The organism is Natronocella acetinitrilica, from assembly GCF_024170285.1.
Lineage (GTDB): Bacteria > Pseudomonadota > Gammaproteobacteria > Nitrococcales > Aquisalimonadaceae > Natronocella > Natronocella acetinitrilica.
This window is the reverse complement of the sequence record NZ_JALJXV010000011.1, coordinates 42202-54733: the sequence shown is the minus strand read 5'-3', so window position 1 is coordinate 54733 and position 12532 is coordinate 42202. Positions and strand designations below refer to the sequence as shown.

Sequence of the window (12532 nt, the reverse complement as noted above, 5' to 3'; positions counted from 1 at the left end):
GTCAACTGCGAAACAATCGTGAATACTGGGTCTCATGCAGGCTGCTGGCGATGGCGAGGCCCGGGGCGCTGCCGCCGATGGCCTCATCCTCCAGGGCCAGGCCCACATCCGCGGCGGTGCCCACCGGCCCTGCCAGATCCTGCAAAAGGCGCTGCCCGGCGGTCTGCCCCAGAGGCACCAGCTTGACCGCCGCAGCGACCTGATTGTCGCACCAGCTCCACAGGTAGGCTTCGGCCCCCTCGCGAAGGGGAATCTGCCAACGCGCCAGTGCCAGGGCGAACAGGGGCGCCCAGGCGGCCAGCCGTTCATTGCGCCATGGCTCCGCGTCCTCCAGACCCAGGTCGGCCAGTAACGTGGCCAGCGCGCGGCCCAGGTGGTGATCCTCGGCGGCCAGTTCCGCAGTCTCGCGGCTGGCACGCAACCACGCGCTATAGCGCATGACCGCGCCTGTGTCGTCAACCAGCCAGGCCTCGTGCAGGCGGGCAAGCAGTGGCACATCGACCCGCGAAAGGGTGTGTCGGAGCTGCCCCTCGAGCCAGTCACGCACGGCGTCGGCAGAGGGAATCCACCCCGCCTCCACCGCCGCTTCCAGGCCACCGGAATAGCTGTAGGCGCCAATGGGCAGCGTCGGACTCAGCAGCTGCCAGAGCCGCCGCCGGGCCAGACCGGCCTGGTCAGTGGTGATGGCCGTGTTCATGGGAACCGTGATCGTGGTCGTGTGCATGGGAATGACCGCCACCGTAGGCGCCGGCCTCGGGCTCGAAGGGTGCCTCTTCGCAAACCACCGCCAGGCCGAGCCCCTGGACCATGGCATCCAGCACATGGTCATGCCGGTAGCGGGCGAAGCCATCCCCCACCTGCAGGGGCACATGCCGATTGCCCAGGTGATAGCAGACCCGGGCCAGCTGACGGGCATCGGCGCTGCGAACCGTGCTGACAGATTCCTCGGCAGCTTCTACCCGGATCAATCTGCCGCATTCGGCCCGCAGGCAGTCGCCATCCCGCAGGATGTGGCCGCGATCAAGGAAGACACCCACCTCGGTACCATCGGTCAGGCGGGTCCGGAATCGGCTTTTCTGGCGGAGATCGAAGGGCAGGCACAGCACCCCATCGACCCGTTCCGCAGCAGCAACACGCTCCACCAGTCGTAACATCATCCACCCTCAGAACAGGAAATAGCGCTGCGCCAGAGGCAGTTCCTTCGCCGGTTCACAGGTCAGTAATTCGCCATCTGCGTGCACCGCGTAGGTTTCCGGATCCACCTCCATGGTGGGCTGCCAGTTGTTAAGTATCATGTCCTTCTTGCCGATGCTGCGACAGTTCTTCACCGCGACCAGGCGGCGTTCGAGCTTTGCCTGCTGGGCCAGACCGGCATCCAGTGATGCCTGGGAGACGAAGCTCACACAGGTCTCGGTCATGGCCCGGCCGTAGGCACCGAACATCGGGCGGTAGTGCACCGGCTGCGGGGTGGGAATCGAGGCATTGGGATCCCCCATGGGCGCACAGGCAATGAAGCCGCCCTTGATGATCAGCGCCGGCTTGACGCCGAAGAACGCCGGATTCCACAGGCACAGATCGGCCAGCTTGCCGGGCTCCACCGACCCCACCTCGTGGCTGATGCCGTGGGCGATGGCCGGGTTGATGGTGTACTTGGCCACGTAGCGGCGGGCGCGGTAGTTATCGTTGCGGTCACTGTCCTGCGCCAGGGGGCCGCGCTGCATTTTCATCTTGTGGGCGGTCTGCCAGGTGCGGATCAGGTTCTCCCCGACCCGGCCCATGGCCTGGGAATCCGACGAGATCACCGAGAACGCCCCCAGGTCGTGAAGAATATCCTCGGCGGCGATGGTCTCCCGGCGGATGCGGGACTCGGCAAAGGCCACATCCTCGGGGATGCGCGGGTCCAGGTGGTGGCAGACCATGAGCATGTCCAGATGCTCATCAATGGTGTTCACCGTGAATGGCCGCGTCGGGTTGGTGCTGGAGGGCAGCACATTCGGCTCGCCACAGGCCTTGATGATGTCCGGCGCATGGCCGCCACCGGCCCCTTCCGTGTGATAGGTATGGATGGTCCGGCCCTTGAAGGCGGCCAGGCTGTCCTCGACGAAGCCGGACTCGTTCAGAGTGTCGGTGTGGATGCAGACCTGCACGTCGTATTCCTCGGCGACGCCGAGGGCACAATCGATGGCCGCCGGGGTGGTGCCCCAGTCCTCGTGCAGTTTCAGGCCCAGGGCACCAGCCTCGATCTGCTCCTGCAAGGCACCAGGCAGGCTGGCGTTGCCCTTCCCGAGAAAGCCCAGATTCATGGGAAAGCCTTCCGCCGCCTGGAGCATCCGGTGGATATTCCAGGGGCCCGGGGTGCAGGTGGTGGCATTGCTACCGGTAGCCGGGCCGGTGCCGCCACCGAGCATGGTGGTCACACCCGAGGTCAACGCCTCCTCGATCTGCTGCGGGCAGATGAAATGGATATGGGCATCGATACCACCGGCGGTCACGATCTTGCCCTCGGCGGCGATAGCCTCCGTGCCCGGCCCCACCACGATATCCACGCCGGCCTGGGTATCCGGATTGCCAGCCTTGCCGATGGCATGAATGCGTCCGTTCTTCACACCGATGTCGGCCTTCACGATTCCCCAGTGATCGAGAATCAGCGCATTAGTGATCACCAGGTCCACCACCTCGTTGGCGAGGCGCTGGCTCTGACCCATGCCGTCGCGGATGACCTTGCCACCGCCGAACTTCACCTCGTCGCCATAGACGGTGTGATCCCGCTCGACTTCGATCACCAGGTTGGTATCACCGAGGCGCAGCCTGTCACCCGTGGTGGGGCCGAACATGTCGGCGTAGGCCCTGCGCGAGATCCTGTTGCTCATGCCGAACCCCCTTTCAGTGGACCCATCACACGACCCTTGAATCCGTAGACCGCCCGTTCGCCCGCATAGGCCACCAGCTGCACGGTGCGCGCCTGGCCCGGTTCGAAGCGCACGGCGGTGCCAGCCGGGATATCGAGACGAAATCCCAGCGCCTGCTCACGGTCGAACTGCAGGGCGTCGTTCACCTCGAAGAAATGGTAGTGGGATCCCACCTGTATGGGGCGGTCGCCGCTGTTGGTCACGGACACGGTGACCGTGTCCCGGCCTTCGTTCAGCGTGATCTCGCCGTCCGCCGGCAGCACTTCTCCTGGAATCATGGCTGCACCTCCTATCGAATCGGCTCATGCACGGTGACGAGCTTGACCCCGTCGGGAAAGGTCGCCTCCACCTGGACCTCGGGAATCATCTCGGCAACTCCGTCCATGACGTCCTCCCGGGTGAGTACCTCGGCACCGGCGCTCATCAGCTCGGCCACGCTGCGCCCGTCCCGGGCACCCTCGAGGATGGCGGCAGAGATCAGCGCCATGGCCTCCGGGTAGTTGAGCTTGAGCCCCCGGGCCTTGCGCCGCTCGGCGAGCAGTGCCGCAGTGAACAGGAGCAGCTTGTCTTTCTCCCGTGGTGTGAGTTCCATCGGTCAGGTCCTCCAGATTCTCGGTGGGCAGGCGGGTCGCCCCAGAACGGGCTCCCGCAGCAGCGTCCAGGCGCGTTCGAGCAGTGCCCGCACCGGCTCTGCGCCCGGGCCAAGGCAGCGCAGCACTAATAAATCGTCGAGTCGTGTCACTCCCAGGCGCAGCGTATCGGCACCGTCCAGGTTTTCCCGGAGTTGTTGTTCCAGACCAGGCGGCGCGGGCGTGGCCACCAACGTGCCGATCACCGTGCGCCCCCCAAGACCCCAGGGTGCTGTCAGCAGTCTGTCGCCGGCATCGAGCCGCAGACGCTCATGCAGGCAAATGACACCATCCCGGAAGACGCGGAGATCCTGCAGGCAGGCGCCGCTGGCATAGTGATCGCCGCTACCGGGGCGCCCAAGGCAGACCACGTCCCAGGCGCACAGCCGGGCCTCGCCGACCAGATCAAAGCGATTGCGCAGGTTGACGTCGCAGCCACCGTGCAGAATGGTCTCGGCGGGCAGAAACTCCAGCGCACCGCCATCGGCAACCGTGAAGTGCTGATCCTGCTCGGCACGATGGCCGCCGCTGCGGTAGAACTTGGCGGCAGCCGGAGTCGTCAGCACGGCATGGGCGCCAGCAGCCACATCCACGTCAAGCAACAGCCGGTCTCCGCCAACCACGCCCCCTGGCGGGTGAATCACATAGCTATGGCAGGGTTCGCCCTCGGGGTGGAAGCTGCGCTGCACCAGCAGCGGCCCTTCGTGGTAACGATGAGCCAGCACGGTGCGGTCGCGACGCCGCGCGTATTTCAGCCGCAGACGCGCCAGCCAGCCGCCGGCTTCAACGACGTCGGGAACAGCCGCCGCCATGGGGCGGCCTAGACCAGCAGGACCAGATAGACCGCACTCGCCGCCAGCAAAGCCAGACCGGCGGTGCGGGACACCGATGCCTGCGCCATTCGCCGCTCTGCGAATCGCCAGGCCGTGACGCCCGCCGCCAGTAGCATGCCAGAGGCGATCACGAATCCGGCACCGAACAGGTTGCCGGAAAGCCCCACGGCCATTTCGGCACCGTGGGCATGACCATGGAAAACGGCAAACAGGCCCGCAAGCACACCGGCCGCCGCCACGGGCAGCTGTCGCTTGACCAGTATCAGCAGCCCCACCAGGGCCAGCGAGCCGACGATGCCGAACTCGATGATCGGCAGCGAGGCAGAGCCGAGACCCAGCACGAATCCAATCACCAGGGCCGTGATGAAGCCCGCCGGAATCAACCAGAAGGTGCGGCGGTCCGCCTGCTGTGCGGCCCAGAGACCGACGCCGAGCATGGCGAGAAGATGGTCCAGACCCAACAGAGGATGCAGGAAGCCCGCGCCGAAGCCACCGTGAGCGTGGGGGTGGGGATGGGCGAGCACCAACGCCGGCACGGCCAGCAGCGTCAAGGCCGCGATGATTGACAGCACGATCCGTTTCACGGGGTAACCTCCATTGCGAAGCCGGCTATTCGAGTGTTGCTGCGAAGCGCCTGCATGGTGCGTGCCACGCCAGGGGCATGCCCAACCCGCGCCCGCAGCCATCCGCACGCGTGCCGCGCGAATCTCCGCAGCGCAGATATACCCTGGGCCTGACCGCCTTCCCGCGTTGCATGTTCGTCGAGCGATCTGACGCACTATAACGGTGCAATCGCACCAATATTGCACCGAGCCTGCGCGGCCGCGTTCGCTTCAGGAAGCCTTCATCTGAAAGGCATGGGCTGCCCGCAATACGGTTGCGTCCTCCCAATGCCGGCCGATCAGCATCATTCCGATCGGCAGACCGTCGGACATGCCCGCCGGCACGCTCATCGCCGGATGACCGGTAACATCGAATGGCGCAGTGTTGTAGAGGTTACCCAGGGCGCTGGCCATGATCGTTGGTAGCGATCGATCGGCCGGCTTGCGCATGGCCTTCATCGGTGTCGTGGGGAGTACCAGCAAGTCGACATCCCGCAGGGCCTCGTCGTAGCCCGCCTGGAGACGCCGCCCCAGATTCTGGGCCTTGGCGTAGTAGTGGCGATTGTAGCAAGTCGACATGTAGTGTCCGGCCAGCACCGTGGCCTTGACTGTCTGGCTGAAGTCGCGGCCACGGGCCCGGCGTGCGCGGCCGAAGAAATCGATCAGGTCCGTTGAATAGTGGCCGCGGGCATTGGTGCCGTAGGCGTCCCCCCAGACCATGAGCTCCGTGGCGCCTTCGTTGGCAATGGCAACCCAGAGCACCAATCCGTCAGCGTGCATCGGCACGGAGACTTCGGAAACGCTGGCGCCGGCCTTCTCCAGCACCGATGCGGCCTGGCGCACGCCGTCGTCCACGTCGGCCTCGCTCATATCCGGGATGGCAAAGCCCTCGCGCAATAGCCCAACACGCAGTCCGGACAGGCTGTCTCCCAGCGAGGTCAGGTAGTCGTCAGTGCGCACGTCATACTGGCGCGGATCCAGCCCGTCGGGGCCGGCGATGACTTGTAGCATCCGTGCACAATCCTCGGCGCTGCGGGCCATGGGGCCCGTGTGATCCAGGGTTCGCTCGATGGGGAATATCCCCGTGTAGGGCACCAGACCCTTGGTCGGCTTGAGCCCATAGCAGCCGCTCCAGGAAGACGGCATCCGGATTGACCCGCCCTGATCGCCACCCAGCGCCATGTCCACCTCGCCGGTGACGACCACCACAGCACTGCCGTTGGACGATGAGCCCGCCATGTGATCGGGGTTGTGGGGGTTCTCGGGCTGCGGCTCCGGGTAGCCGGTGCAACCGCCGCCGTCGAAGCAGAAGGCCGGAACGGCAGTCTTGCCGATGATGTGGGCACCCGCATCGAGCAGGCGGGTCACCACCGTCGCATCCTCCCGGGGAACGTATCCTTCAAGGATGGGAGAACCATTGAGCATGGGAATGCCTGCGACCAGGACATTATCCTTGATGCCAACGGTGCACCCGGCCAGTGGTCCGCTGTCGGCCCCGGGAATCGAGCATTTCCAGGCCCAGCCGTTATTCGGGTTCTCCTCTCCCACCGGTCGATAGCCGACACTTGCTCTCGGGTACTTCACCGGGAGCAGTTCGTCGGCATACTCGTCAATGCGGGCATAGATGCCGAGACCGGCGGCAACGGCGGCTTCGTACTCCACCAGTTCCTGAGGCGACAAGTCAAAGCCGTACTCGTCGGAAATGGCCTTCAGCGTGGACGGACCGGGTGGCTTCACCGACATGTTGTTCTCCTTAAGTGTTTGCGACCGCACGAAATCTGACCTTGCCTGTCTTCAGGTGCGCCTCCAGCGACTGAAAGCCGCCGGCGCTGCGGAATTCCGTGAGCAGGAAATGGGCTAACGGTGCCTCGATGCGATGACGCATGGCGCGACGCAGGGACCGGGCGCCATACTTGCGATCAAACCCCTCCCTGGCGATGTGGGCCCGCACCGATGGCTCCAGCTGCAACTCCACGCTGTGCTTGCGCAGACGGCGATTGAGGCGAACCAGTTCCAGGTCCACCAGTTGCTCCACCACGTCCCCGTGAATCCAGTTGAATACGGTGATGGTGTCGATACGGTTGACGAATTCGGGCACGAAACGGCGCAGCAGTTCCCGCTCCATCATCTGGTAGAGTTTGTCGCGGCGGCGGCGCGCAGGCATCGGGAACAGCTTGCCCGGGAAGCGCTCGCGACGCTCCTCGAAACTCTGAAGGCGGCGCGCACCCAGGTTGCTGGTCATGAACACCAGGGCGTTGCGGAAACTGTAGGTGCGCTCCCCGGAGGCGACGGTGAGCATGCCGTTGTCGAACACGTTGAGGAGCGCCTGGACGACTTCGTCCGAGGCCTTTTCCAGTTCATCGAATAGTACGATACCCGGCTTGCCCAGGCTGCCCTCGATCAGTTCCTGATTGAGAATGGTGGTGCCTTCCTTGCTGCCCACATAGCCGGGCGGCGCCCCGGTCAGAGCGGCGGCGTAGTGTTCCTGGGACAGGGTGTTCATGTCCACTCGGCAGAAGGCGTCAGCGTCACCGTGCAGTGCCCGGGCCACGGCGCGGACCAGTTCCGTCTTGCCAACGCCGGTGGGGCCGAGGAACAGGGCTGTATGCAGCGGCCGGCGCGGATCGGCGATATCGGCGCGGACGATATGCAGCATGCGCTCCACGGCATCCACGGCCTCGTCCTGGCCGAGAATTTCACCGCGAACGGCGCGCATGATAGCGTTGACATCGAAGCGATAGCGGCTCTCGATGGTATTGGGTTCCGGGACTTCGGCAGGCAGCAGTTCGCCGGCGTTGTCCTCCGCCAGGCGTTGTTGTTCCAGCCGTTTACGACTGGTTTCGTCCAGCATGTCGTTCAGAAAGGGCATGCAGTTGCTCCACGATAGCAGCGGCGGCCGGATCCGCAGACCCGACCGCCGCGATCAAGGCCCGGGCCGTTACTCGGCCGCCTCTTCCTCCTTGGCGTCGTAGGGCAGGTCCTTCACCGGCGCGCTGGCAACACCGGCTTTCTTGCGGGTGATCTTCTCCACGTCGGCCCGCGCCTTTTCGGCATCGTTGACCCAGGTGCGGTAGAACTCGAACGGGCACTCCGCCAGACCCTGGGAACCGTCACCGGAATCGTGCATGCCGGTGTAGCCGCGATGCAGCAGTTTGAACAGGTGGTTCTGCGACTGATCGTTGGCACGGGCATCGCGAATGGCTGACACCGAGAACTGGGCGTACTGCACGCCGTTCTCCTCGGTACCGCACTCACCGAGAGTACGACCGTCGAAGCCGATCAGCGCAGAATGGCCGAAGTAGCTGTAGACACCGTCGAAGCCGGAGGCGTTGGCCACGGCCACGTAGGTGTTGTTGGCCCAGGCCATGCACTTGGACATGTTGATCTGCTGCTCCTTGGCCGGGTACATGTAGCCCTGGCAGCGGACGATGAGCTCGGCGCCCTTCATGGCGCAGTCGCGCCAGATTTCCGGGTAGTTGCCGTCATCACAGATGATCAGGCTGACCTTCAGGCCCTTGGGCCCTTCGGTCACGTAGGTGTTGTCGCCGGGATACCAGCCCTCGATGGGGCACCAGGGAATGCACTTGCGGTACTTCTGAACAACTTCACCCTTGTTGTTCATCAGAATCAGGGTGTTGTAGGGCGCCTTGTTGGGGTGATCCTCATGGCGCTCGCCGGTCAGCGAGAACACGCCCCAGACGTTGGCCTTGCGGCAGGCACGGGCGAAGATCTCGGTCTCGTCACCGGGAACGGTGGCGGCCGTGGCGTACATCTCGTCCGGGTCGTACATGATCCCCATTGTGCTGTACTCGGGGAAGACGATCAGATCCAGGCCGGGCAGACCAACCTTGATGCCCTCGATCATGTCAGCGATCTTCTGGGCGTTGTCGAGCACCTCGGCCTTGCTGTGGAGCCGCGGCATCTTGTAGTTGACGACCGCTACACCCACCGTGTCCTTGCTGCTGGAAATGTCACCGTGACGCATGATTGAACTCCTCTCTCTTCACTAAGCACTCGTGGTGTCCGGGGCACGTCGCCCCATTGCCTCGCGATGCCGGGCGGGAGCCCGACGCTCTAGAACGTGAGGTACTCATCCTGGATTTCATCGGTGAGTTCCTCACCCGTACCGGAAACTGCGACTCGGCCCTTGTCGAGCACAATGAACTGGTTCGATGCACGCCGGGCAAAGCGCACGTTCTGCTCAACAAGAAGGATGGTGATGCCCATCTCCCGGTTGAGCCTGACGATCACATCCTCGATTTGCTTGACGATGTTCGGCTGGATGCCCTCGGTGGGCTCGTCGAGCAGCAGCACCTTCGGGCCCATTGCCAGGGCGCGGGCAATGGCCAGTTGCTGCTGCTGGCCGCCGGACAGGTCGCCACCCCGGCGATTCAGAAACTCCTTGAGAATGGGGAACAGCTCGTAGATGAAATCGGGGATGCCCCGCTTGCCATCAGTCCGGGCGTAGGTGCCCATGACGATGTTCTCCCGCACCGTAAAGCGCGGAATGATCTCCCGGCCCTGGGGGATATAGCCGATACCCAGCTTGCTGCGGGCGTGGGTCGGCATACTGCCGAGGTTCTCGCCGTCGAAGCTGAGATTGCCGGCAATGCCATCGGTCAAGCCCATGATGGTGCGCAGCAATGTCGTCTTGCCGACACCGTTACGGCCGAGAATGCTGGCGAAGGCACCTTTCTCGATGCGAAAGCCGACATCCTGGATGATCGGGCTCTTGCCGTAATACGAAAACAGACCAGTCGCCTCAAGCATCGTCGTGCCCTCCATCGCCGAGGTAGGCGGCACGGACGGCCGGATCGTTTTCCACCTCCTGAATGCTGCCCTGGGCCAGCAGGCTGCCCTGGTCCATCACCGTCACCGTCTCGGCGATCTGGCGGACAAAGCCCATGTCATGCTCAACCACGATCATGGTGTGGCTGCCTTTCAGGGAGTTGAAGATCTCGCCAGTCTTCTCCGTCTCCTGGATGGTCATGCCTGCGGTGGGCTCATCCATGAGGATCAAGCGTGCGTCCTGCATCAGCAGCATGGCGATCTCCAGCCACTGCATCTGCCCATGGGACAGGTTGCCGGCCTTGGTATGGATGTGCTCCCTGAGCTCGACCAGTTCCAGCACCTCCTTCAGCCGCCCCTGCACACGGGTACGGAACACCGTCAGCGAGGCCAGCACGCCTGGTTTGTGGGAGCGAGCGAGTTCGAGATTCTCGATGACGCTGAGCTCCCTGAAGATCGCCGGCGTCTGGAACTTGCGGCCGATACCGGACCGGGCCCGCTTGAATTCCTGCAGATGGGTGATGTCTTTACCGTCGAAAATGATCTGCCCGCCGGTGGGCTCCGTCTTGCCGCATATCAGGTCCAGCGTGGTGGACTTTCCTGCACCGTTGGGGCCGAGCAGGCAGCGGAGTTCACCGTGCTCCAGGGCGAGATCCAGGCCATCCACGGCGCGCAGGCCACCGAACTGCACCGATAGGCCCTTCAATTCAAGATGCGCCATGTCAGCGGCCTCCCTTCTCGGTGGATTCGGAACCGATGGGCCGGCCGCCCTGCAAGGACTCACGACGTTCTGCGGTGGCCTTGCCGTAGAAGCTCACGATGCGGTCCATCGCAGACTGGAACAGGCCAAACAGACCCTTGGGCATGAGCAGGACGACGAGGATGAAAGCGGCGCCCAGGAAGAGGGTCCAGCCATCGACGAAGAGGTCGGACAGTCGCCCTTCCAGCATATTGACGATGATGCCGCCCAACGCCGCCGCAACCAGGGATTCCCGGCCACCCACGGCACACCAGATGACAATGGCAAGACTGAAGGGCACGCCCATGTAGGTGGGTGCCGCGAATTCCAGCACCAGGACGTAGAGCATTCCCGCCCAGCCGGCAATGGCTGCCGACATGCAGAACGCCAGCGTCTCGTAACGGGCCACGTCGTAGCCGAAGAAGCGGACTCGTGACGGATCTTCCTTGATGGCCCGCAGGACCAGGCCCACCTTGCTGCGCACCAGCGCGATGCAAAGCGCCAGCGCGGCGATCAGGCAAGCTGCCACGAAGTAGTAGAAATCAAGGCTGTAGCCGTCCGCGGTCCAGCCGAAGAGCTCAAGGGGTGCGAGGCCCGTGATGCCGTTGAATCCCCCGGTGTAACGCTGCTCCTCGATGAAAACCAACTGGATCGCCACCAGGAAAGCCAGGGTGATGATGGCCACGAATACGCCGGTGATACGGCCACGGAACATGAAGATGCCCATGACCGCAGCCACGAATACTGGAACCAGAAGTCCGGCCAGGATGGTTACCGCGACGGAATCGAACGGCGCCCAGAACCAGGGTAGCGACTCCACGTTGGTCCAACCCATGAAGTCCGGCATGCCATCGGGATTATTGACGCTGGCCTTGAGCTTCAGGTGCATGGCCATGATGTACGCGCCCAGGCCAAAGGTGGCAGCCTGGCCGAGATTGAGTATGCCGGCGTAACCCCAGGACAGTGCCAGCGCCATGGCCACCATGCCCAGCGCCAGATAGCGGGCAAAGGTGTTCAGTTCGAAGCCATCGAAATCCAGCGCCCACGGCACCGCAATCAGGATGAGGATGGCGAACAGGCCGTAGCCGATACAGTCGAATGCGAAATTCCTGTTCATGCTTCCCCCTCAGCGCCGGACCTTGTCCGGGAACAGGCCCTGAGGCCGGAACCGGATGAGAATGATGATCGCCACCAGCACCGCTACCCGGCCCATGGTGTCGTTGAGCAGGAACGAGAACAGTGCCGTGGCCTCGCCTACCAGCCCGGAGGCGATGGCCGTGCCGAGCAGGCTACCGACGCCACCGACAATGACGACCAGGAAGGCGTCCACCACCAGGTAGGTACCCATGGTGGGCGTCACGCTGACCAACGGCGTGACGAGAGCACCGGCGATGCCGGCCAGCCCCGCACCATAGGCGAAGGTCAGGGCATAGACATGATCTGCCCGGATGCCGTAGCACTGGGAGATTTCCTTGTTCTGGATGACGGCACGCAATTTGGTGCCGAACTCGGTTCGGGTCAGCAGATACCAGGTACCCACCAGAATCGCGATGGAGAAAAACACCACGAAGATTCGATAGTTGGACATCACCACGCCGCCGAGCACCACATTCCCGTCGAGGATCGTGGGACGGCCGACATAGCGCGAATCCGAGCCGACGCCCATGCGGATCAACTGCTGGAGCACGATGCCAATGCCCCAGGTGGCAAGAATAGTGTCCAGGGGCCTGTGATACAGCCATTGCACCACCCCCCGCTCCACCACCAGGCCGACCAGGCCCACCATCAGGAAGACCAGTGGCAGCGAGACCAGAATGCTGAAGCCGAAATAGGTCTGCAGCAGCCAGGCGCTGTAGGCGCCCAGCATCACGAATTCGCCGTGGGCCAGGTTGATGACACCCATGGCCCCGTAAATGATTGCAAGCCCCAGTGCCACCATCAGCAGGATTGACGCCATGCTGAGGCCGGCGAAGGCCTGGTTGAAGAATGCATCCATCGGCAAGCACCCCTGGTGCCAGGCGGTCCCGACGCC

The 12532-nt window shown here is 63.9% G+C and carries 14 protein-coding genes; all 14 read right to left on the bottom strand.

What is annotated here, in order from left to right; genetic code table 11:
- Position 1: 1 nt before the first annotated feature.
- On the bottom strand, positions 2-724 hold the full coding sequence (locus J2T57_RS19505; RefSeq protein WP_253483915.1) for an urease accessory protein UreF: 723 nt from the start codon (positions 722-724) through the stop codon (positions 2-4).
- Complete coding sequence (ureE, locus tag J2T57_RS19500; protein WP_253484275.1) at positions 675-1154, bottom strand: urease accessory protein UreE; 480 nt, start codon at positions 1152-1154, stop codon at positions 675-677. The genes J2T57_RS19505 and ureE overlap by 50 nt, the downstream gene beginning before the upstream one ends.
- A 9-nt stretch (positions 1155-1163) precedes the next feature.
- Positions 1164-2870, bottom strand: coding sequence for an urease subunit alpha (gene ureC / locus J2T57_RS19495; protein ID WP_253483913.1), 1707 nt, complete (start codon positions 2868-2870; stop codon positions 1164-1166).
- Positions 2867-3187: an urease subunit beta gene (locus J2T57_RS19490; RefSeq protein ID WP_253483911.1), complete on the bottom strand. Its 321-nt coding sequence runs from the start codon at positions 3185-3187 to the stop codon at positions 2867-2869. Before J2T57_RS19490 ends, ureC begins: the two co-directional genes overlap by 4 nt.
- 11 nt (positions 3188-3198) lie before the next feature.
- A complete protein-coding gene (ureA, locus tag J2T57_RS19485; protein WP_253483909.1) occupies positions 3199-3501 on the bottom strand; it encodes an urease subunit gamma in 303 nt (100 codons plus the stop codon).
- Positions 3502-3504: 3 nt separating this feature from the next.
- The gene (locus J2T57_RS19480) at positions 3505-4350 is read right to left on the bottom strand and encodes an urease accessory protein UreD (protein ID WP_253483907.1); all 846 of its coding nucleotides are present in this window, start codon (positions 4348-4350) and stop codon (positions 3505-3507) included.
- 8 nt (positions 4351-4358) lie between these two features.
- Positions 4359-4955 carry a HupE/UreJ family protein gene (locus tag J2T57_RS19475; RefSeq protein ID WP_253483905.1) on the bottom strand — a complete coding sequence of 199 codons (597 nt, stop codon included), beginning with the start codon at positions 4953-4955 and terminating at the stop codon, positions 4359-4361.
- A 249-nt stretch (positions 4956-5204) separates the two neighbouring features.
- Entirely contained in the window at positions 5205-6716 is a 1512-nt protein-coding gene (locus tag J2T57_RS19470; protein ID WP_253483903.1) for an amidase, read from the bottom strand.
- Between the two features lie 10 nt (positions 6717-6726).
- Positions 6727-7842 (bottom strand): AAA family ATPase, encoded by a 1116-nt coding sequence (locus J2T57_RS19465; protein WP_253483900.1) that lies wholly within the window; start codon positions 7840-7842, stop codon positions 6727-6729.
- A gap of 69 nt (positions 7843-7911) precedes the next feature.
- On the bottom strand, positions 7912-8958 hold the full coding sequence (locus J2T57_RS19460; protein ID WP_253483883.1) for an aliphatic amidase: 1047 nt from the start codon (positions 8956-8958) through the stop codon (positions 7912-7914).
- 89 nt (positions 8959-9047) lie between these two features.
- Complete coding sequence (gene urtE, locus J2T57_RS19455; RefSeq protein ID WP_253483880.1) at positions 9048-9743, bottom strand: urea ABC transporter ATP-binding subunit UrtE; 696 nt, start codon at positions 9741-9743, stop codon at positions 9048-9050.
- Complete coding sequence (gene urtD / locus J2T57_RS19450) at positions 9736-10482, bottom strand: urea ABC transporter ATP-binding protein UrtD (RefSeq protein WP_253483876.1); 747 nt, start codon at positions 10480-10482, stop codon at positions 9736-9738. The genes urtE and urtD overlap by 8 nt, the downstream gene beginning before the upstream one ends.
- A 1-nt stretch (position 10483) precedes the next feature.
- Entirely contained in the window at positions 10484-11617 is a 1134-nt protein-coding gene (urtC, locus tag J2T57_RS19445) for an urea ABC transporter permease subunit UrtC (protein ID WP_253483874.1), read from the bottom strand.
- Positions 11618-11626: 9 nt separating this feature from the next.
- The gene (urtB, locus tag J2T57_RS19440) at positions 11627-12496 is read right to left on the bottom strand and encodes an urea ABC transporter permease subunit UrtB (RefSeq protein WP_253483872.1); all 870 of its coding nucleotides are present in this window, start codon (positions 12494-12496) and stop codon (positions 11627-11629) included.
- Between the last annotated feature and the right edge of the window lie 36 nt (positions 12497-12532).

Bases quoted from the DNA above. Each gene is read 5' to 3' on its own strand.
- J2T57_RS19490 (WP_253483911.1), bottom strand. From the start codon at position 3,187: ATGATTCCAGGAGAAGTGCTGCCGGCGGACGGCGAGATCACGCTGAAC.
- urtE (WP_253483880.1), bottom strand. From the start codon at position 9,743: ATGCTTGAGGCGACTGGTCTGTTTTCGTATTACGGCAAGAGCCCGATC.
- ureA (WP_253483909.1), bottom strand. From the start codon at position 3,501: ATGGAACTCACACCACGGGAGAAAGACAAGCTGCTCCTGTTCACTGCG.
- ureE (WP_253484275.1), bottom strand. From the start codon at position 1,154: ATGTTACGACTGGTGGAGCGTGTTGCTGCTGCGGAACGGGTCGATGGG.
- J2T57_RS19505 (WP_253483915.1), bottom strand. From the start codon at position 724: ATGCACACGACCACGATCACGGTTCCCATGAACACGGCCATCACCACT.
- urtC (WP_253483874.1), bottom strand. From the start codon at position 11,617: ATGAACAGGAATTTCGCATTCGACTGTATCGGCTACGGCCTGTTCGCC.
- urtD (WP_253483876.1), bottom strand. From the start codon at position 10,482: ATGGCGCATCTTGAATTGAAGGGCCTATCGGTGCAGTTCGGTGGCCTG.
- urtB (WP_253483872.1), bottom strand. From the start codon at position 12,496: ATGGATGCATTCTTCAACCAGGCCTTCGCCGGCCTCAGCATGGCGTCA.
- J2T57_RS19470 (WP_253483903.1), bottom strand. From the start codon at position 6,716: ATGTCGGTGAAGCCACCCGGTCCGTCCACGCTGAAGGCCATTTCCGAC.
- J2T57_RS19460 (WP_253483883.1), bottom strand. From the start codon at position 8,958: ATGCGTCACGGTGACATTTCCAGCAGCAAGGACACGGTGGGTGTAGCG.
- ureC (WP_253483913.1), bottom strand. From the start codon at position 2,870: ATGAGCAACAGGATCTCGCGCAGGGCCTACGCCGACATGTTCGGCCCC.
- J2T57_RS19480 (WP_253483907.1), bottom strand. From the start codon at position 4,350: ATGGCGGCGGCTGTTCCCGACGTCGTTGAAGCCGGCGGCTGGCTGGCG.
- J2T57_RS19465 (WP_253483900.1), bottom strand. From the start codon at position 7,842: ATGCCCTTTCTGAACGACATGCTGGACGAAACCAGTCGTAAACGGCTG.